The following is a 21,292-nucleotide window of genomic DNA, read 5'->3' as shown; positions in this document are numbered from 1 at the left end:
CCTTACTGCATAACTACAATGACGTAATGAACAACATCACGTAACGATAATTAGTCTTCTTTAGAACGGTTTGCACGACGGCGATCGTTCTCAGTTAAGTGGCGTTTACGCAGACGGATAGACTGCGGAGTCACTTCAACTAACTCATCATCATCAATAAACTCAAGCGCTTGTTCCAGAGTCATTTTGATTGGTGGTGACAGCGTTGTTGCTTCGTCAGTACCTGATGCACGCATGTTAGTCAGTTTTTTACCGGTTAAGCAGTTAACGGTTAAGTCGTTAGAACGTGAGTGAATACCGATGATTTGACCTTCATACACTTCAGCACCGTGACCTAAGAACAGCTTACCGCGGTCTTGCAGGCTGTATAGCGCATAAGCAACCGCTTTACCTTGACCATTGGAGATCAGAACGCCGTTTTGACGGCCACCGATTTCACCTGGGCGAACATCGTCGTAATGACTGAATGTTGAATACAGTAAACCCGTACCTGATGTCATTGTCATGAATTCAGTACGGAAGCCAATCAGACCACGGCTTGGGATCACGTAGTCAAGACGTACGCGGCCTTTACCGTCTGGCATCATGTCGCGCAGGTCACCTTTACGTTCACCTAAAGCTTTCATGATGTCGCCTTGGTGCTGTTCTTCAACGTCTAAAGTCACTTGTTCGAATGGCTCTTGTTTACGGCCATCGATTTCACGAATGATAACTTTTGGACGCGATACTGCTAATTCGAAACCTTCACGACGCATGTTTTCAATCAGAACAGATAAGTGAAGCTCACCACGACCAGAAACACGGAATGCGTCTGGATCTTGAGTTTCTTCAACACGCAGTGCAACGTTGTGAACCAATTCTTTATTCAAGCGGTCAAGGATCTGACGTGAAGTCACGAATTTACCTTCTTTACCGCAGAATGGTGAGGTATTAACACAATAGAACATGCTAACTGTTGGCTCATCAACCGCTAACGCAGGCAATGCTTCAACGCTACCGACTTGGCAAATGGTGTCAGAAATGTTCAGTTCACCTAAACCTGTCAGAGCAACGATATCACCCGCTTCAGCTTGTTGTGAATCAATACGCTCTAAACCTAAGTGAGTCAGAACTTTACCAATTTTACCGTTACGAGTTTTACCTTCGCTATCGATAACTGTTACTTGTTGGTTAGGCTTAACAACACCACGTTTGATACGGCCGATACCGATAACACCTAAATAGCTGTTGTAATCCAATTGCGAAACTTGCATTTGGAATGGACCGTCGATATCCACTGCTGGTGGCGCAACATGTTCCACAATCGCTTCATACAGTGGAGTCATGTCTTCAGCCATGTTTTCGTGGTCAAGGCCTGCGATACCGTTTAATGCAGATGCATAAACAATAGGGAAATCGAGTTGCTCATCCGTTGCACCTAAGTTCACGAATAAGTCGAATACTTGGTCAACAACCCAATCAGGGCGTGCGCCTGGGCGGTCAACTTTATTGATAACAACAATAGGACGTAAACCGTGGTCGAACGCTTTTTGCGTTACGAAACGAGTTTGTGGCATTGGCCCATCCATCGCATCAACAACCAGCAGTACGCAGTCAACCATAGACATAACGCGCTCAACCTCACCACCGAAATCGGCGTGACCTGGGGTGTCTACGATATTGATATGATAACCATTCCATTGGATAGCGGTATTTTTAGCAAGGATAGTAATACCACGCTCTTTCTCCAAGTCATTGGAGTCCATAACACGCTCATCAACAGTTTCACGTTCACCGAACGTGCCTGATTGCTGCAATAATTTACCAACCAGTGTGGTCTTGCCATGGTCAACGTGAGCGATGATGGCGATGTTTCTTAAATTTTGAATTGACAAGGATTTTTACCGTTTAATTGACAGGAAAGGAATATGCTTACTGAGCCGTTATTTACACCCAAAGCATACTTTCTACGTTAATTTGCTGTTATTTTACACGTTTTTCCGCACAAGTGGAATAAATGTGAAACCCATCACTGTATAAAAAGTTTTTAACGAAAAAACATTCAGTTGCGAGATTGAGCCAAAATACCTAATGAAAATAGGCCTATCAGCACTGTGAAATCACGAAGTGACAGAATAATACGCTAAAAACTTAATATTAGCAGCCCAAAAAAAGAACAAAAAATAGACTTTCTTTCTTAACTGCCAGTTTAAATATCTTTTTGCGTTATTTAGATATATCTAAATTGACTAATTAGATATATCTAAATATAGTAAACCCATAAAATAAATTCGATATATCTAAAGTTACACGCTAAGGAGTAACTATATGCTAATTAAATCTTGTCGTCATGTATATTATGCACACCACGATGAAAATCAACGTGGCCACCACGGTGGATGTTGCCACAATGAAGGCCGTCATGGCCATGGACACAGTGAACGCTGTCACGGCGAAGGCCGTCATGGTCACGGACACAGTGAACGCTGTCACGGCGAAGGCCGTCATGGTCACGGACACAGTGAACACTGCCACGGCGAAGGCCGTCATGGTCACGGACACGGTGAACGCTGCCACGGCGAAGGCCGCCAAAGAGGCCGCGGAAGAGGCAAAGGCCTGCGTCGTTTATTCGACCATGGCGATCTTCATATAATGGTACTTTCGTTAGTCGCTAAAAAACCAAGCTATGGCTACGAAATTATCAAAGATATTCAAGAAGCCTCAAATGGCTTGTATGTTCCTAGCCCGGGGGTTATTTACCCAACACTAACACTGCTTGAAGAACAAGGTTTCTTGGAGTCTCAGATTGTTGAACGCAATCGCAAAAGTTTTACGATTACACCTGAAGGCTCTGCCCATCTAGCTCAAAATAAAGAAATTGAAGCGGTTATTGCTCGTAAGCTGGCAAAAGCACGTGATATGCAACAAGGCAGTAATTTAGCAGAAGACATTGAGGTGGCAGTCAGTCGCTTTAAAGCTTTATTACGTCACAAAATGGTTTTAAAACAGCTAAATGAAGAACAGACTCGCCAAATAGCTTCCATTATCAATGATGCAGTAAAACAAATTGAAGAAGTAAATACGTTATTAACCAATAGCGATGAAGATTAATGCAGCTGCTTGAGATTAAATAACCTCATTTCTTTTAGATTTCATCAGCATTGCGCTTTAACAGAGCACAGTGCTGATTTTTTATTTGAAATCCCACCGATGGCCCCCAAATTCACTCAAAGCACCAAAATAGTGCAAATACCCAACAAGAAGCACCAAAACGGTGCAATTCATGCCTATTTTTAACTCAATCGATTGATATTCCTTCGTAACAATCAGTATTTACTATGATTAAAAAGTTGGCACGCTTTTCGCTTATCTATTTATAGAGCGCGTGCTACCTATTTATATATGACTAACACGCCAGACAAACAACAAACATATTATCAATATGATAGCCTGTGATTTGTTGATTAGACCCGACCAGGAGAGCCGAGATGTCCGCTGAACATGTTTTATCGTTAATTAAAGAGCACAATGTTAGATTTATTGATCTGCGTTTTACCGACACTAAAGGTAAAGAGCAACACATCACTATCCCTGCTCATCAAGTTGACGAAGACTTCTTTGAAGAAGGCCAGATGTTTGATGGTTCATCTATTGGTGGCTGGAAAGGCATCAATGAGTCAGACATGGTATTAATGCCAGACCCATCAACTGCAATGTTAGACCCGTTCTTTGCCGATATCACGTTGATCATTCGCTGCGATATTTTAGAGCCGGGCACGATGCAAGGTTATGACAGAGACCCACGTTCAATTTCAAAACGTGCGGAAGATTTTCTGCGCTCAAGTGGCATTGCCGATATCGTTCTCTTTGGGCCAGAACCTGAATTTTTCGTTTTTGATGACATTCGTTTTGGTAATAACATGCATGGTAGTTACTACCATATCGATGATATCGAAGCGGCATGGAATACTGGAACCAAATACGAAGGTGGTAATAAAGGCCATCGCCCTGCAGTAAAAGGGGGTTATTTCCCAGTTCCACCAGTTGATTCATCACAAGACCTACGTTCAGCCATGTGTACCACAATGGAAGAGATGGGCTTAGTTGTTGAAGCTCACCACCATGAGGTGGCGACAGCTGGCCAAAACGAGGTTGCGACCCGCTTTAATACTATGACTAAAAAAGCGGATGAAACTCAAATTTATAAATATGTTGTTCACAATGTTGCACATGCCTACGGTAAAACAGCCACCTTTATGCCTAAACCTTTAGTGGGCGATAACGGCTCTGGTATGCACTGCCATATGTCTTTATCTAAAGGCGGCGTTAACCTGTTTGCAGGTGACAAATATGGCGGTTTATCCGAAATGGCGCTGTACTACATCGGCGGTATTATTAAACATGCACGTGCACTGAACGCATTTACTAACCCAACCACTAACTCATACAAACGCTTAGTTCCGGGCTTTGAAGCACCTGTAATGTTGGCATATTCTGCACGTAACCGCTCTGCTTCGATTCGTATTCCAGTCGTTGCGAGCACTAAAGCACGCCGTATTGAAGTTCGCTTCCCAGACCCAGCAGCTAACCCATATTTAGCGTTTGCGGCTCAGTTAATGGCAGGCCTTGATGGCATCATTAACAAGATCCACCCTGGTGATGCGATGGACAAAAATTTATATGATTTACCACCAGAAGAAGCCAAAGAAATTCCAACAGTTTCTGGCTCTTTAGACGAAGCATTAGCGGAATTAGATAAAGACCGTGAATTCTTAACCCGTGGTGGCGTATTCACGAATGACGCTATTGATGCGTATATCGAATTAACCCGTGCCGACATTCAACGTGTTCGTATGGCACCACACCCTCTCGAATTTGAAATGTACTACAGTGTGTAACACGCCGTTCCACTGTTAGTCTTTGTTGCCGTGAAGCACTTGCCCCATCTTTTGATGGGGCCTTTTCTCTCTAGCGCATTTACGCAACAAAAATCAAATATCGGTTGTTTGGTCTATCAGGTATAATGCACCAAAATAGTGCAGGAGCAACATTACATGAAAACCGAACATTTGCCAGCACCGGAACATATTCTCGACTCACTCATTAATAGCGTGCTAATTTTGGATTACGACTTGGTTATCCATTACGCCAACCATGCTGCACTCCAGATCTTAACCCAAAGCCAGCGCAAGCTATACGGTACACCACTACCTCTACTATTCAGCTATTGTTCGCTCAATGATGAACTCATGCTTAATAGTTTAAAAGACGGTCACAGTTTTACCGAAAATGAAGTTACCTTGGTCTTTAATAACCATTCCCATGTGATGTCGTTCAGCGCACAGCCTTTTTCAGAGCAATTTATTTTAGTTGAGCTTTCACAATTAGATAGCCAACGGCGTTTGAGCCAAGAACTCGCACAGAATGCCCAGCAATTGGCTGCCCGCGAACTGATCCGTGGACTTGCTCACGAAATCAAAAACCCTCTCGGAGGTTTGCGAGGCGCTGCGCAATTGCTATCTAAAGCGTTGCCTGACCCACAATTAAATGAATATACTCAAGTGATTATCGAACAGGCCGACCGCTTGCGAGCATTGGTTGATCGGCTACTTGGCCCTCAATATCCGGGGCCGAAAACACAGCAAAGTATTCATCATATTATGGAAAATGTAACGCGGTTGGTGTCATTAGAAAAGCCCGATAATGTAACACTAATTCGTGACTATGACCCAAGCCTGCCCGAATTAGAGTATTACCCAGACCAAATCGAGCAAGTGCTGCTAAATATCACCCGAAATGCATTGCAAGCCCTCGCCGAAACGGGAGGCTATATCACTTTGCGTACACGAACGGCTTTTCAAGTCACACTACAAGGTGAACGTTATCGATTAGCTGCACGTATTGATATTGAAGATAACGGCCCTGGTATTCCATTGGCAATTCAGGATACATTGTTTTATCCCATGGTGAGCGGACGGCCTGATGGCACAGGGCTTGGCCTATCGATTGCTCGCAGTTTAGTTGACCAACACGCAGGAAAAATCGAATTTACCAGTTGGCCAGGCCACACTGAGTTTTCCATTTATCTACCAATTAAGAAATAGGAGATAACCATGACGCAGGGAAAAATTTGGGTGGTTGATGATGATAGTTCCATCCGTTGGGTACTTGATCGTGCATTAGATAATGCAAAATTCGCTTGCACCTGCTTTGACAGTGCGGATGCTGTACTCGCCGCATTAGAAAATTCACTCCCTGATGTGTTGTTATCTGATATCCGTATGCCAGGCACAAATGGTATTGAGCTTCTGAATACCATCAAGCAATCACACCCGCTTCTGCCAATTATTATTATGACAGCACACTCTGACCTTGATGCTGCCGTAAATGCCTACCAATCAGGAGCATTTGATTACTTACCAAAGCCTTTCGATATTGATGAAACCGTCGCATTAGTCGAACGTGCTCTGAATCATAGCCGTGAACAAAACCATACTAGCCGTGAAGCTAAGCAGCCTGCCCCTACAGTCTCTTCGACCATGATCGGGGAAGCACCAGCGATGCAAGAGGTTTATCGCATTATTGGCCGTTTATCGCGTTCATCTATTAGTGTGCTTATTAATGGTGAGTCAGGAACGGGAAAAGAGCTGGTTGCCCACGCGTTACATCAACACAGCCCTCGTGCCGACGCCCCTTTTATTGCATTAAATATGGCGGCTATTCCCAAAGACTTAATTGAATCTGAGCTATTTGGCCACGAAAAAGGCGCATTTACTGGGGCGACCCAAGTACGTCAGGGCCGATTTGAACAAGCTAACCATGGGTCATTGTTTTTAGATGAAATCGGCGATATGCCCCTTGATGTACAAACTCGCTTGTTACGTGTTCTGGCTGAAGGCCAATTCTATCGTATTGGGGGTTATACCCCAGTCAATGTGGATGTACGGATTATTGCAGCGACCCACCAAGATCTTGAAAAACGAGTTAAAGAAGGCTTATTTCGCGAAGACTTATTTCACCGATTAAATGTCATTCGAGTACAATTACCACCGCTACGTGAACGCACTGAAGATATCCCACGTCTCGCCGATTATTTTCTACAAAATACGGCAAAAGAACTCGGTGTCGAAGCTAAAGTTCTCCACCCTGACAGCGAAAAAATTCTTCAGCGCTATTATTGGTCAGGTAACGTTCGCCAATTGGAGAATGTCTGCCGTTGGTTAACCGTGATGGCAGCAAGCCAAGAAATTTTACCGCAAGATTTGCCCGATGATTTACTTGAAGAGCATCCACAACAAAATGCAGTGGTAAAATCATCGCAAGCTGATTCCATGCCAACACAATCATTGTCATCACAAAATCCTATTTCTGCAGCTCAGTGGTTTGAATTACTTGAAGAGTGGACTGATAACGCATTAATGGACGGTAAAGAAGACCTTTTTTCTCAAACCATCCCCTTACTTGAGCGTACAATGCTAAATTGCGCGTTAAAATACACCAATGGCCATAAACAAGAAGCCGCCCGTTTATTAGGCTGGGGAAGAAATACGTTAACTCGCAAATTAAAAGAATTAGGAATTGAATAGCTTCAAATATTCACCATCATATTAAGATAATGTACGAAGTAATTTATTACTTCATACTTATCTTAATATTAAATAATTCGACCTTGATATTCAAGAGTTAATTATTGACTTTGCTATCCCAACACCGATTAATACAATGAATAATAAACAAAATAAAAAAAAGATATTGCAGGCAGAAAGCCTATTATCACCTGAACAGAATTTCAATTTATACAAGTAGCATTAATACAAGAATAATGTCGTTTATAGGAATTTTATAACAATGAACACTGTAGCTTAAACGTATCTATAAATAAGAAACTTCTTATGTAGCCTTAGCATAATTAATGAAGATTAAGGCTACTCAATTGAATTTAACCGAAAATATTCAAAGGGCAATTTAATATTTTCTGAAAGCCGAGATTAATGACTTAACTGTTTTCATTCATTTTCTGAATGACAATACCCTTTCTTTATTCAAAAAATGAAATAAATAGCACATTTAGACCTACGAAATTCGATAGTCACACTATTATTTCGTTTTACGATAGTACAAATTAAACATTCTCCAAATGTGGTCTGACGTGTCAAAGTCTTATAACCCCAAATAATCACTATATGAGAGATAAATTAAACTTATCTCCTACTTTATAATTATTCTTAGTTTTATATCGTTATTTCACTTTAGTAAAAATCCCACCTAAAAATATATTTACCTTAAGATAAAATAGAGCTTCAATTACTCTCCCATACAGTGTTAACTTAATTAAAAAAATTAAATACATTAAAATTTAATTATATTTTACAAAATTTGACAAAACTTGTTTATTTTAAAAAATAGTTTCAAAATACTCTCCAATTGAGTAATTGGTAATTCCACCTACTCAATAAAAATAAATAATTATCTTTTGGAGAAAAACAAATGAAAAAGAACTTACTTGCATCATTAATTGCTGCAACCTCAATCTTTGCTGTTAATAATGCATTAGCTGCAGATGGTACTATCGACTTTACCGGTGAAATCATCGACCAAGCATGCGAATTAGCAGCTGGCTCTGATGCACTAAAAGTAAACTTAGGACAAGTATCTAAAAAAGCATTACCAAACGCAGGAAGTACAGCGGCAGCAACTAAATTTACGATCAAATTAATTAATTGCCCTGCTACAGTAACAACGGCTTCAGTAAAATTTGATGCTGATTCTTATATTGGTGATGATGAAGTTATTAAATTAAAAGAAGAAACTGGCGTTGCAACTGGCGTTGGAATTCAAATTACTGATGATACGAATAAAATTGTTCCATTATTTACTGCCTCTAAAGCATATCCATTACAACAAAATGTGGAAAATAATTTAGATTTCAGAGCACGTTATATTGCTAAGTCTGACACAGTGACTCCTGGTCCTGCAAATGCGACAGCAACTTTCACAATCAATTATAACTAAGTAATAAATAAGGTTTAAAAGGACTTAAGCCTTATCTAATAATAATCAATGGTGGTATTATGAAATCTATTATCTATATTTTCATTTCCTTACTTGCACTAATAAATACTGCGAATGCTGGTGTTATTATTGGTGGAACCCGTGTTATTTATAATGAGGGAAACAAAGATGTCAGCATCAGCGTAGAAAATCCAGATAAAATCCCTTATTTGATTCAATCTTGGATAGATAATATAGATGAAAAAAAACAGTCTGATTTTTCTATCACACCACCATTATTTAGGCTAAATGCAGATAGAACTAATGCGCTTAGAATATTTTTAACAGAAAATAAATTACCTAATGATAGAGAATCATTGTTCTGGTTAAATATAAAAACTATTCCAGCAACAGAAAGAACAGAAAACTCATTACAAATTGCCTTTAAAACACAAATGAAATTAATTTATCGCCCTAAAGCATTAAAAGATGTTAATTTTATTGAAGAGCAAAAAAAATTAGTGTGGTCTAAATCTGGAAATAAAATTACGGTTAAAAACCCAACACCTTATTTTATGAATTTCCAGAGCATCAGCTTTAACGGAACAAAGGCTAATGATGTTTCTTATGCTGCACCTTTCTCAAGTGCGACTTTCGAGGTTAATAACTCAAATACTAATGGAACAATTAAATGGGAAGTTATTAATGATTATGGTGCAGCACCAGAAGCACTCGAAAAGAAAATATAAAACTATAAAATAAGTTGGGCTTTATCATGAAAATAAATAAAATATCTCTAGGCCTACTATTATATTTAGGCTATACCGCATCGCTATATGCTGAAGAAAAAACAGAAAATAATGTCTACTTTGATCCTGACTTTTTAGAGCTACCGAATAAAGATTCGGTTGATTTGTCACAGTTCGAGAATAATGAGCAATTAGCCGGTGACTACTATGTTGATATTTATGTCAACACCAACTTAATTGGTGCTAAAAATCTTAAATTTGAAAAAAATAGCCGTAACCAATTAGTTCCATGTTTATCACTTGCTGATATTAAAGAGTTTGGTATCAAAACAGCGGAATACCCTGAGTTACAAACCGCAGGAAGTCACTGTGTAAACCTTGCAGCGATTCCTGATGCCACAAGTAATTTTGAGTTTGATTCTCAACGTTTATATTTAAGCATCCCCCAAATCGCATTGGATAGAAACCCAAGGGGTTACGTTGACTTAGCCAATATCGATAATGGCATCAACGCACTGCTATTAAATTATAGCTATAACGGCTCTAAAAATTACGATCGTAAAAGTAGTGGTTCGGATAACACATCCCATTATGTAAATTTAAGACCTGGCTTAAATATTGGAGCATGGCGGCTACGCAATTACACAACATGGTCAAGTAGTACCGACCAATCCGGTAAATGGGATACCATCTATACCTACGCATCACGCGGTATTAATAGCATCAAAAGTCAGTTGACCTTGGGGGATAGTGTCTCACCTTCGATGGTTTTTGATAGCGTGCCATTTCGGGGTGCTCAGCTTGCGACAGATGATGATATGTCCCCTGAAAGTTTGCGCGGATATGCACCCGTTGTACGTGGGATTGCTCGTAGCAACGCACAGGTGACGATCCGCCAAAATGGTTACATTATCTACCAAACCGAGGTGGCTGCGGGCCCTTTTGAAATCAATGACTTATATCCAACAGGGGGAAGCGGAGATTTGCATGTCACCATCAAAGAATCCAACGGTAGCGAGCAATATCAAATTGTTCCTTTTGCTTCATTACCTGTATTGCAACGTGAAGGATATTTTTCTTATAGCGTAACGGGCGGGGAATACCGCGCTTATGACAGTAGCATTGATAAAACAAAATTTGGCCAATTTACCTTAATCTATGGTCTACCATATGGTATTACCGCTTATGGTGGTAGCCAAGTGAGTGAGCATTACCAATCTTACTCAATCGGTGCAGGCCAAAACCTTGGGCGATTTGGTGCATTATCCATTGACGTTACTCATGCAAATTCAACGCTAAGTAATGATGTTAAGGAGAAAGGTCAATCATACCGCTTCCGCTATAACAAAAATATCAACGATATTGGTACGAATATCGCATTAGCGGGTTACCGCTATTCCACTAAAGGTTTTTATAGTTTAGCGGAAGTCTTTGATGGTTATAGAAATACAAACTATATCCCTGAAATTGAACGCCGCCGTAATCGCGGTGAGATCACCCTCAGCCAAAACTTAGGGGATAACTTTGGTTCAATCTCTGTCGGCTACATCAATGAAGACTACTGGAATAGTGACCGTAAAACACAATCTGCTACCGTGGGTTACAACAACAGCTGGCAAGGCATCAGTTATAGTTTGAATTATACCTATAACAAAAATACCAATAGCTACTCATACACTTCCGGTAGCCGCACGAAAAGTGAAGATGACCATCAATTAGCGTTTTCGGTCAGTGTGCCATTTACCGTGTTTGATAACACCTTCTATTACAACTTTAACAGTAATAGTAGCAGCAACGGCCCAAGCACAGGCAGCATTGGGCTTTCCGCTTCACAACTCAATAACCGCTTAAATTGGAGTATGCAGCAGGGTTTCACCACTCAAGAACAAGGTACGAGCGGCAATATGAACGCCTCTTATAAAGGCCAATATGGTGAAGTTTCAGGCGGCACTGGCTATAGCAAAGACAACTATAACCTTTATTACGGGGTGAATGGTAGCTTAGTGGCTCACTCTGGCGGCCTAGTTCTTGGCCAGCAATTAGGCGAAACCGCGGCGATTGTTGAAGTCCCAGATGCAGCTGATGTTCCCATTTTAAACCAAGCTGGGGTTGTTACTAATAACCAAGGTTATGCGCTCGTACCTTATGTCACTGCTTATCGTAAAAATGTGATTGATATTGACACCTCTGAACTACCTGAAAATACAGAAATGGAGTTAACCAGCCAAAGTGTTGCTCCAAGTCGCGGTGCTCTGGTGAAAGCTAGTTTTGCGGCGAATGTCGGGTATCGTGCCATCATGATATTAACTTTTGCTGATGGTAACCCCGTACCTTTTGGTGCTCAGGCGATATTTAAAGATAACCCACAGCTAAATAATATAGTGGGCAATGATGGTGAAATTTATTTATCTGGCTTAGCTGAAAATGGCAATTTTATTATTCAATATAACGATAAACAACAATGCCAAGTAAATTATAACTTAGCAGGTATATCGAATTATATGGGGTTATATAAAACAACCGCTGTTTGCCGATAATAAGGAGTAAATAATGAAAAATTTAATTTATAAATCAATATTTGCAGTGAGTTGTATATATTTATACTCAGGATATGCTAATGCAGCTTGTACACAAAACCCTAACTTTAATAATATTCAGGTCAATATTCCATCAGCAACGTATAATATTCAGTATGATGATTTGACCTCGAGAAATCTCGGTCAGTTTAGTATTCGTTATTTATCAGGATCTACAAAAACTTATTTAGATGGCACAACCTGCGGTACTTCATATCTTCCCGGTAACTTTATTAATAACTGGGTTCCTACTAATCAGATTGCGCCAAGTAACATACCCGGTATCGGTCTCAGCGTACAAGCTGCTTCGATTGGTGATTTTAATGCAGTCTGGGGGCCCTCAATCCCAGACCCAACAAGAAATCCATGGGAAATACATAATGTGTTTTGGATTGTCACTATCAAAAAAACAGGCCAAGTGACCACTTCAAATTCAATTCGCTCTGGTTTGGTAGCTCGCTTAACTCAAACAAACAATACACCTGGTAGTACATGGAATTTAACAACACTAAATATGCCAGCTAATGCGATTCGTATTAATGTGCTTAGCTGTTCATTAAAGAATAATCAGTCAACTTACAATATTAATATGAGGGATTGGTATGATACGCAATTTCCCAATATAGGCTCAACCAGCACACCGGTTGATATTCCAATTACATTAACTTGTGCAGCTGGCACCAATATTAAAGCGACAGTGACAAGTTCTAAATATGAAGATACCGCAACCGGAAAATTAGGGCTAACAGGAGCTAATAGTGCTACTGGTGTCGCAATACAATTATTGGATAAAAATAATAATCCAATCAAGCTGAATACCAAGAACAGCCTGCAAAATAATGTCCCAGCTGGTGATTATATGTTTAATTGGAAAGCTCGCTATATCAAAACGGCAAATAACATCACGCCGGGTACAGCGAATGCCTCCGCGACTGTAAATATTCGCTATGAGTAGGAATAAAAAATGAAAAATATATCTAAAAATTTACTTTTACTTAGTAGCTTAATATTCAGCGGAAATTTATTTGCTGCTAGCACAGTGACATTGAACTTTACCGGAAATATTCGAGCCGCAACTTGCAATATTACCGGTGGGAATAATATTGATATTGACCTGAAAAATATTTCTGCTGATGTATTTCGTAATGCGAGTTCAGGTTCTAACTGGAACACATTTAATATTAGCCTAAATAATTGTTCATCTTTTATTAATCAAGTAAAACTGACGTTTACAGGAACAGCGGATACCGCAGATGTAGCAAGTTTATACAAAAACCAAGGCACAGCTAAAAACCTAGCCGTACAACTACAAAATGGTAATGGAACAACTGCATTAGGTAACCAAAAAGTATTACAAGTTCCGACAAATGGGCAAGCGAATATTAATATTCCATTACGCACACGTGCCTTTAGCTCATTAGGTAATGCCACTCCGGGAACTATTTCCGCCAATATTACGGCAACAATTACCTATTTATAAAAGAGAGAATAATATGAGACAGTTAATTCTATTACTATCAATCATGAGCTGCTCTTTAACCGCTTTTGGGCTAACAGCAAATATTAAAGTGCATGGCATCGTTATTGCTGCTCCTTGTGAGGTTGAAAAAAATAATTATTTAATCGATTTGAAAAAAATTAATATTTGGAATATCAAAGATACGCAAAAATCTCCGTGGGTTGATTTTTCAGTTAAGTTGAAAAATTGCCCTGTCGGTACCACCATAGCTGTAATGAAAATATCCGGTACACCAGACTCAACAGTAACGGAACATTTTATTAATAATGGTACAGCAAAAAATGTGGCGCTGAATTTAGCCAACACAGTGAATAAAACAACCATTAAAAATGGTGATACAATTACTGCGAATGTTAATACACAAACACGAAATGTTGAAATTCCTCTGTCTGCAAGAGTTTCGGGATATGGAAATGGTATGATTGCAGGCTCATTTAAAAGCCATTTAGAATTTACATTTACTTATCAATAATTAAATATAATTTCTTATTATAATCACACAAATCTTAATAGGAGATAATTATATGCCTAGCCACTACCCTATTTCAAAAATAATTGGAAATAAAATTACTTATTACCGAAAAATGAAAGGAATGACATTAGAGAATTTATCTAAAGTAGTAGGAGTAAGTGAACAACAGCAATCACGATATGAGCGAGGTATTAATCGAATTAATGTTGATAGGCTCTATCAATATGCAAAAATATTTGACATTAACATTATTGATTTCTTTGTATTTAACAATAGATAATTAAACTAAATTTAAAAATAAAACACTAACTATTTGATCAAGAATGAAAATGAAAAACATACTCTTAATATTTAGTGCTATCGTTACGTTTCCTGGATATATACAAGCGGCCTGTATTCAAAACCCGAACTTACGAAATGTTGTGGTTAATGTACCAACAAGAACATATTCATTGCAATATGATGATACAGGAGCTCGCGATTTAGCCACTATTCAGGTCAATTTTAAAGGCTCACAAGTCAATACATATTCAGGCCCAAAAAGTAATGGTCAATGTGGTGATGCCTACTTACACGCTGACTATGTCAATGGTTGGGTACCAAACGGCAATAAAATTGCAGCCAGTAATATACCGGGCATCAGCATTCAAGTGAAAGCAACCAATATCGGTTTTTTAAATACACGTTATGGACCACCAACAGCAGCTAACCCAGCCGCTTGGACTATTGCTAACCCATATTGGACGATTACCATAAAAAAAACAGGGCAAGTCACACAGGGCGGAAATTTAAAGGCAGGGCATGTGGGAAGACTAACACAGCGTAACCCTGCACCACATAACAGTACGTGGAATTTAACATCGCTGAATATTCCAGCAGGTGCTATCAAAATTAATGTATTAAAGTGCTCAACAAAAGCGACAAGTTACAACGTTAACTTAGGGACTTGGTATGATACTCAGTTTAAAGCTATTGGCTCTACTAGCGATAGTGTCAATATACCCATTACATTAAGCTGTGCTGCAGGCACTAATCTAAAAGTGACAGTGACAAGTAGTGCTGGATATGTTGATACTAATACAGGGAAGATTAAATTGTCTGGACAAGGGCAAGCGAGCGGAGTCGCCATTCAATTATTAGATAGAAACAATAACCCGATAAAGCTTAATTCAAAGTTCACGTTGCAAAATAATGTGGCAGGTGGCGATTATATTTTTAACTGGAAAGCTCGATATATTAAAACTGCTAATAACATAACCGCAGGAGCCGCAAATTCAACAGCGTCAGTTAATATAAGATATGAATAAATAACACTCAACATCAATCATAAAAAGAGGTTAATTTACCTACAATTTGATTTTTATTGCTAACATCGAAAAATATCATCGAACAATTGATAAATAGCAAATTTACTATTTTATTAAAATGGTTAAGATAGAGAGGTAATCTTTCATCGTGTTTAGTTAGAAATAAAAAATATAATTATAGGAGTATATATGTCTTATTCAACATCTCACCTAATTGGTAAAAAAATACTTTTTTATCGAAAAACGAATGGGCTTTCAATTAATGAACTATCAGAGGTTATTGGCATCAGCCCACAACAGCAATCACGATATGAAAGAGGTATAAATAGAATAACGTTAGATAGACTGTTCCAGTATGCAACGTATTTTGAGATTGATATTCAATCATTTTTTCAATCTATTGATATTTAATAAATTAAGTAATAATACATAACACTAGAAAAACAAATTACATTAATAATATTTAATTATATTCACATTACAATATTAAATAAGTTAGAGAGAACATTATGAAACGAAAAATATCTAAATCTGTCGGTTTAAAAATAAGGTCATTAAGAGAAAGTCACGGAATGAGTGGTAAAGAATTAAGCATGTTATTAGGTATTAGCCAACAACATCAATCACGCTATGAAAATGGTGAGGTTAATATTCATGTCGATACCATTTACCAATTGGCACAAATATTTAATGTTTCGCCGACCTATTTCTTTACTGAAACCATTACGGATATTAATAGTACAGAGCTCTCTGTTAATAAAAAGAATTATTTCTCTGCTGAAGCTTTGGTATTCTAACCTCTAAATATGAGCATTATAATATGCCAATAAATTAAATATCGGTGCTATTTCTATTTCTATTTATAGTATAGCACCGACTTATTATTCTTTTTTAGACTCCTCCACCAACCAATGACGAAATATCGCCATCGCTGGTGTCATGACTCTTGACTTTAAACGGCTTAACCAATATCCACCCAGTGTTACAGATATATCAAAAGGTTGAACTAACGCCCCAGCACTTAATTCATGACTAAACATGCAACTTGGCACCAATGCTATACTGTCGGTTAATAACGCAGCCTCAACCATTAAACGTGATGAATCAAATACAGGACCTTTGACACGCCAAGGTTCAATCTCCGCAGCTAAAAACCATTTTTCCCATTCATCTTTACGATATGAACGCATTAACTGGTGGGATTTTAAATCTAATGGATGTTTGAGCTGGCTCGCGACTTTCTCTGAACAAAGTACAGTATGAGCTGTTGAAAACAGAGGAATATTTTCAACCAGTGGCCATAAACCCTCCCCAAAGCGAATAGCAAAATCAACGCCTTCGGCAGCGAGATTCACCACATTGTTATGAGTCATAATGCGTAAATCAATATAAGGGTATAGTTCCGAGAATTGGGTTAATCTTGGCAATAACCAGCCCACAGCAAATGTACCGACCACTGAAATACTTAAAGCTTCTCGATAATGGCCATCTTCAAATTGCAATAGTAATGACTCAATCTGGTCAAAAGAGCGGCTCAATACGGGTAGCAATGCAAGCCCTTCATCAGTTAATGCAAGCCCTCGAGGTAAGCGAATAAAGAGTTCTAGTCCCAGCTGCTCCTCTAACAACCTAACTTGTTGACTAACAGCGGCCTGAGTGACATTCAACTCTATTCCTGCTCGTGTAAAACTTAAATGCCGCGCTGAAGCTTCGAATGCCCTAAGCGCATTGAGTGGAAGCCGATGACGATAATTTTCTGCCATAAGATTTTCTTTTACCTCATCGAATTTTATATCGTTTTAAATAATGGCCGAAAGCATGCATACTGCTTGGCAATCGCGGTTTAACCGCCTAATAGCCTATATTAAAGCACTTTAAATTTACAATGAAGTGCTTTCAGTTCCTGTTAGCAATAACTTAAACTTGTACTTATTGGAATAACTCTATGAAAACTCTTTTTCGTCAGGGGCGAATTTTTGTCGCACTGAGTTTGGCGTTAACCACGCTATCCGCTAATGCGTTCACTCAAAAAGATGTGGATGACATTATTAAACCTCTGATGGAACAAAAACAGATCCCAGGGATGTCTGTCGCAATTTCCGTTGAAGGGAAACACTATATTTATCACTATGGTGTGCAGTCTAAGCAAAGCTTAGTACCTGTCAGTGATGAGACTTTATTTGAGATTGGTTCTTTGTCTAAAACGTTTACTGCCACACTCGCAGCCTATGCACAAGACCAAGGAAAACTCGATTTTTCGCAAAAGGTAAGCCACTATCTTCCTGAATTAAAAGGGTCTGCTTTTGACCAAGTCACAGTAATGAACTTGGCTACTCACACTTCCGGTTTATCGTTATTTGTGCCTGATAGCATTACTAATTCAGCGGAATTAATCTGTTATTACCAACATTGGAAACCGACCAAAGCCATTGGGCAATATCGCTCTTATTCAAATCTTGGCGTGGGGTTACTCGGTATCGTTACCGCTAAACAACTCAAAATGCCATTTGAACAAGCGATGGAAAAATTGATGTTGCCTGCACTTGGACTAAAACATACCTATATTCATGTTCCTAAAAACCAACAGAAAAATTATGCTCAAGGTTATAATAAGCACGATCAGCCCATTCGTGTAGCACCACAAATTTTAGATGCTGAATCTTATGGTTTGAAATCTAATGCTAAAGATCTAATTCGCTTCTTAGATATTAATATGCAAACGAAGAAAGTCGCTAAGCCGTGGCAAGAAGCCGTAGAAAACACCCATACTGGGTTCTATATGACCGACTCATTTATGCAAGATATGATGTGGGAAAGCTATTCGTGGCCAGTATCTCTTGCTCAATTACAGCAAGGTAACCGAGATGAAATGGCGCTCACACCGCAAAAAGTTGAAGCTATCCATCCTGTAATGCCACCTGAAACACAGGCTTTTTACAATAAAACAGGTTCAACCAATGGTTTCGCCGCCTATGCGGCATTTATTCCGGAAAACCAAGTGGGTATTATTATTTTATCCAACAAATGGTATCCAATCCCTGACCGCATCACTGCGGCCTACCAGCTAATCGAAAAAGCGAAACACTAGCCCACGCAGAACATCCAATGTTCTAAATAATCAGATAACGAACCAGTAATACTCAAAATAGTTCGTGCTAGAGCAAGGCGGCAAAATTCGGCTATCTCGGGGAGTATACAAAAGTATATGACCCGAATAGCCGAGTAAGGCCAACGCAGCTATTGCGCGAAATATGAAGAGTATTAAAGACAACAACGCGACAGCACGAATTATGAAGAGCATTTAGATAACGCGGGAAAACTGCCGCTGCCTCATCTGACTACGTAAATAAACATCAAAACACATACAAATATTACGAATAAGTAAACGCCCTTGCGGCGTAACTTTAATTCCTTTGTCTGTCATTTCGACTAATCCATCTTCTGCCATTGGCTTCAATAGCTCTAAATCCTCTTTAAAATAAGATTTAAAGTCAATTGGATAGATTGCTTCAATTTGTGCAAAATCCAATTGGAAGTTACAGATTAAGGTTTTAATAACATCACGGCGCAAGCAATCATCATCGGTTAAGACGAGACCTCGCCACAGCGCTTGGCCTTGCTCTTCAACTTGCGCATAATAGGTTTTCAAATCTTTCTGATTTTGCGCGTAGTTATCGCCTAACATACTGATCGCAGAAACGCCTAATCCTAATAAATCACAGTCGCCTTGAGTCGTATAACCTTGGAAATTACGGTGTAAAACCCCTTCTCGTTGGGCCACAGCGAGCTCATCTTCAGGGCGAGCAAAGTGGTCCATACCAATAAATTGATAGCCATCTCTGGTGAGGGTTGCGATTGTGTCTTGCAGAATATCGAGTTTTTGCTCTGCACTTGGTAAATCAGCATCTTTAATTTTACGCTGCGCCGCAAATAAATTAGGCAAATGCGCGTAATTAAACACACTTAAGCGATCTGGTGATAATTCAGCCACTTTCTTTAAGGTAAATGCAAAGCTTTCAGGAGTTTGTTTAGGTAAACCATAAATCAAATCAATACTCGTTGAGGTAAAACCCGTTTCTTTGGCTCGTTTAATTAGGGCAAAAATAAATTCTTCGTCCTGTTCACGGTTAACCAGCACCTGAACTTCTTTATTAAAATCCTGAACTCCCATGCTTAAGCGGTTAAACCCTTCATGGCGCAGATGATCTATCATATCCAGTTCAATTTCACGCGGGTCGACTTCGATGGACATTTCAACATCATCCGCAAAATGAAAATGCTTTTTCAATAAACCAACCAAATGGCTGACTTGAGCTTTATCGAGGTAAGTCGGAGTACCACCGCCCCAATGCATCTGGGTCACAATACGACCTTTTAATAAAGCTGCGCGCTGAATAATTTCCTGTTCAATTACTTTAAGATATTCATCGGCTTTATGTTTTTGGCGTGTCACTAATTTATTACAGCCACAGAAATAACAAAGCTTATGGCAAAAAGGGATATGGACATAGAGCGATAAAGGTCGATCAGGATAACGTTGTGTTGCTTGAACAAACGCATTCTCATCATAATCTTGATTGAATTCCAAGGCTGTGGGATACGAGGTATAACGAGGCCCTGAATAATTGTATTTTTGAATGAGAGAAAGATCCCAAACAATATTTTGCTCTGACATAACATTCCTCAATTGACCAAAAGCTCAAACTATAACGATGACTTCACTCTATTTAATTTGTTATTCGATGAGAGTGAAAATTTTATAACCTGCATAAGCATTATAGACTCTAAATATTTCGAGTTGCAGCTAGGCGACAAGTGAATGAGTCCCTAGGAGTATACATAAGTATGAGACTCGTGCGAATGAACATAGTCAACAACGCTGCAGCTTTGAATATGACGAGTATAAATATGTTAGAGAAAAGAGACTTGATTCAACATCAAAGAAAAGTGAGTTAGCAGAAAAAATAGCCAAATCCCCCGCTAGCGCGAGGGATCTTTTAAACGAAATTATTTACTTTTTAAGATGCGCATAATGTCATCAAGTTTTTCTTCGTCTTCTTCCTCTTCTTCTTCGCTATATTCAATACCGAGAATATTCATCAGTTCATCAATACGGTCTAAACAGGTATCAACATACTGCTGTTCTTGCGCCGTGATAGTTTCGCCATCCTCCAGACGCGCCAAAATGCTATCTAGACGGTCATCGCTTTCTAGCATTTCCAACTCTTTTTCTGGCGTCAGTTTTTCTTTAGCTACTGGCTTTTCTTTCGTCGCTGGACGCGCTACAGGTTTGTTATCATCCACAACTAATGGAATCGGTTTTTTGCTACCAATACGCGGGTCTGTGATGGTAGATTGCCCACCTTTAGCATTGTTAGAAGCAGATTCTTGGTTACGGCTACCAGATTTATGACCACGATGTTTTTTCTCGCGCTTACGCTCACGGCCTTCCGCATTTATCTCTTCTTTAGTTTTACGGTATTTTTTCTTTGGCTTAGCAGCCGGTTTTTTTGGTGCATTCATGGTCTGATACCTTGATAAAGTCAGTTTCTGCTGCGAAATCTAGCAGGATCCCATAAAGGGGGAAAGCACTAGTTTGCAATTTCAGCGGATTTTTTACTCCACCCTGCCTTCGCAATAGTACTTTAATGATTATACCTTAAATAATTTGAGTTGCATGCAAGTAACAAGACGGGAAA

Annotated in this window: 19 protein-coding genes; 15 read left to right on the top strand and 4 right to left on the bottom strand. The window is 39.2% G+C overall.

Annotation, left to right across the window (positions count from 1 at the left end; all coding sequences use genetic code 11):
- Positions 1-50: 50 nt before the first annotated feature.
- Positions 51-1,874, bottom strand: coding sequence for a ribosome-dependent GTPase TypA (gene typA / locus P3L44_RS01320; RefSeq protein WP_004262702.1), 1,824 nt, complete (start codon positions 1,872-1,874; stop codon positions 51-53).
- Positions 1,875-2,307: 433 nt separating this feature from the next.
- Here typA and P3L44_RS01315 point away from each other — a divergent pair, with 433 nt between their 5' ends.
- The 14 genes from P3L44_RS01315 (at position 2,308) to P3L44_RS01250 (ending at position 16,390) form a co-directional block, all read left to right on the top strand.
- Complete coding sequence (locus tag P3L44_RS01315) at positions 2,308-3,090, top strand: PadR family transcriptional regulator (protein WP_272661846.1); 783 nt, start codon at positions 2,308-2,310, stop codon at positions 3,088-3,090.
- A gap of 377 nt (positions 3,091-3,467) precedes the next feature.
- Entirely contained in the window at positions 3,468-4,877 is a 1,410-nt protein-coding gene (gene glnA, locus P3L44_RS01310; protein WP_004262716.1) for a glutamate--ammonia ligase, read from the top strand.
- 156 nt (positions 4,878-5,033) lie between these two features.
- Entirely contained in the window at positions 5,034-6,083 is a 1,050-nt protein-coding gene (glnL, locus tag P3L44_RS01305) for a nitrogen regulation protein NR(II) (RefSeq protein ID WP_004262719.1), read from the top strand.
- 9 nt (positions 6,084-6,092) lie between these two features.
- On the top strand, positions 6,093-7,565 hold the full coding sequence (gene glnG / locus P3L44_RS01300; RefSeq protein ID WP_272661845.1) for a nitrogen regulation protein NR(I): 1,473 nt from the start codon (positions 6,093-6,095) through the stop codon (positions 7,563-7,565).
- Positions 7,566-8,466: 901 nt separating this feature from the next.
- Positions 8,467-8,991 carry a fimbrial protein gene (locus tag P3L44_RS01295; protein WP_094960816.1) on the top strand — a complete coding sequence of 175 codons (525 nt, stop codon included), beginning with the start codon at positions 8,467-8,469 and terminating at the stop codon, positions 8,989-8,991.
- A 59-nt stretch (positions 8,992-9,050) separates the two neighbouring features.
- Positions 9,051-9,719, top strand: coding sequence for a molecular chaperone (locus P3L44_RS01290; RefSeq protein WP_115166388.1), 669 nt, complete (start codon positions 9,051-9,053; stop codon positions 9,717-9,719).
- A gap of 26 nt (positions 9,720-9,745) precedes the next feature.
- Positions 9,746-12,256, top strand: a complete 2,511-nt coding sequence (locus tag P3L44_RS01285; protein ID WP_272661844.1) for a fimbria/pilus outer membrane usher protein — start codon at positions 9,746-9,748, stop codon at positions 12,254-12,256.
- A gap of 13 nt (positions 12,257-12,269) precedes the next feature.
- A complete protein-coding gene (locus P3L44_RS01280) occupies positions 12,270-13,250 on the top strand; it encodes a fimbrial protein (protein WP_272661843.1) in 981 nt (326 codons plus the stop codon).
- A 9-nt stretch (positions 13,251-13,259) separates the two neighbouring features.
- Positions 13,260-13,775, top strand: coding sequence for a fimbrial protein (locus P3L44_RS01275; protein WP_272661842.1), 516 nt, complete (start codon positions 13,260-13,262; stop codon positions 13,773-13,775).
- Between the two features lie 13 nt (positions 13,776-13,788).
- A complete protein-coding gene (locus P3L44_RS01270; RefSeq protein ID WP_272661840.1) occupies positions 13,789-14,286 on the top strand; it encodes a fimbrial protein in 498 nt (165 codons plus the stop codon).
- Positions 14,287-14,338: 52 nt separating this feature from the next.
- On the top strand, positions 14,339-14,566 hold the full coding sequence (locus P3L44_RS01265; protein ID WP_140171986.1) for a helix-turn-helix domain-containing protein: 228 nt from the start codon (positions 14,339-14,341) through the stop codon (positions 14,564-14,566).
- 49 nt (positions 14,567-14,615) lie between these two features.
- Positions 14,616-15,593, top strand: a complete 978-nt coding sequence (locus P3L44_RS01260) for a fimbrial protein (RefSeq protein WP_272661839.1) — start codon at positions 14,616-14,618, stop codon at positions 15,591-15,593.
- 189 nt (positions 15,594-15,782) lie between these two features.
- Complete coding sequence (locus P3L44_RS01255) at positions 15,783-16,004, top strand: helix-turn-helix domain-containing protein (protein ID WP_004266109.1); 222 nt, start codon at positions 15,783-15,785, stop codon at positions 16,002-16,004.
- Positions 16,005-16,102: 98 nt separating this feature from the next.
- Entirely contained in the window at positions 16,103-16,390 is a 288-nt protein-coding gene (locus P3L44_RS01250; protein ID WP_140171983.1) for a helix-turn-helix domain-containing protein, read from the top strand.
- Between the two features lie 84 nt (positions 16,391-16,474).
- Here the strand turns inward: P3L44_RS01250 and P3L44_RS01245 are convergent, their stop codons facing one another.
- Positions 16,475-17,356, bottom strand: coding sequence for a LysR family transcriptional regulator (locus P3L44_RS01245; RefSeq protein ID WP_110592684.1), 882 nt, complete (start codon positions 17,354-17,356; stop codon positions 16,475-16,477).
- A 182-nt stretch (positions 17,357-17,538) separates the two neighbouring features.
- On the opposite strand from P3L44_RS01245, the gene ampC reads away from it, so the two are divergent.
- On the top strand, positions 17,539-18,681 hold the full coding sequence (ampC, locus tag P3L44_RS01240) for a class C beta-lactamase (protein WP_226616995.1): 1,143 nt from the start codon (positions 17,539-17,541) through the stop codon (positions 18,679-18,681).
- Positions 18,682-18,894: 213 nt separating this feature from the next.
- Here the strand turns inward: ampC and hemN are convergent, their stop codons facing one another.
- A complete protein-coding gene (gene hemN, locus P3L44_RS01235; protein WP_153673257.1) occupies positions 18,895-20,268 on the bottom strand; it encodes an oxygen-independent coproporphyrinogen III oxidase in 1,374 nt (457 codons plus the stop codon).
- A gap of 332 nt (positions 20,269-20,600) precedes the next feature.
- Positions 20,601-21,116, bottom strand: coding sequence for a Der GTPase-activating protein YihI (yihI, locus tag P3L44_RS01230; RefSeq protein WP_140171981.1), 516 nt, complete (start codon positions 21,114-21,116; stop codon positions 20,601-20,603).
- Positions 21,117-21,292 lie beyond the last annotated feature (176 nt).

This window comes from Providencia sp. PROV175 (genome assembly GCF_032707045.1).
Classification (GTDB): Bacteria; Pseudomonadota; Gammaproteobacteria; order Enterobacterales; family Enterobacteriaceae; genus Providencia; species Providencia hangzhouensis.
The sequence above is the reverse complement of the archived record's forward strand: the minus strand, read 5'-3'. Positions and strand labels throughout refer to the sequence as shown.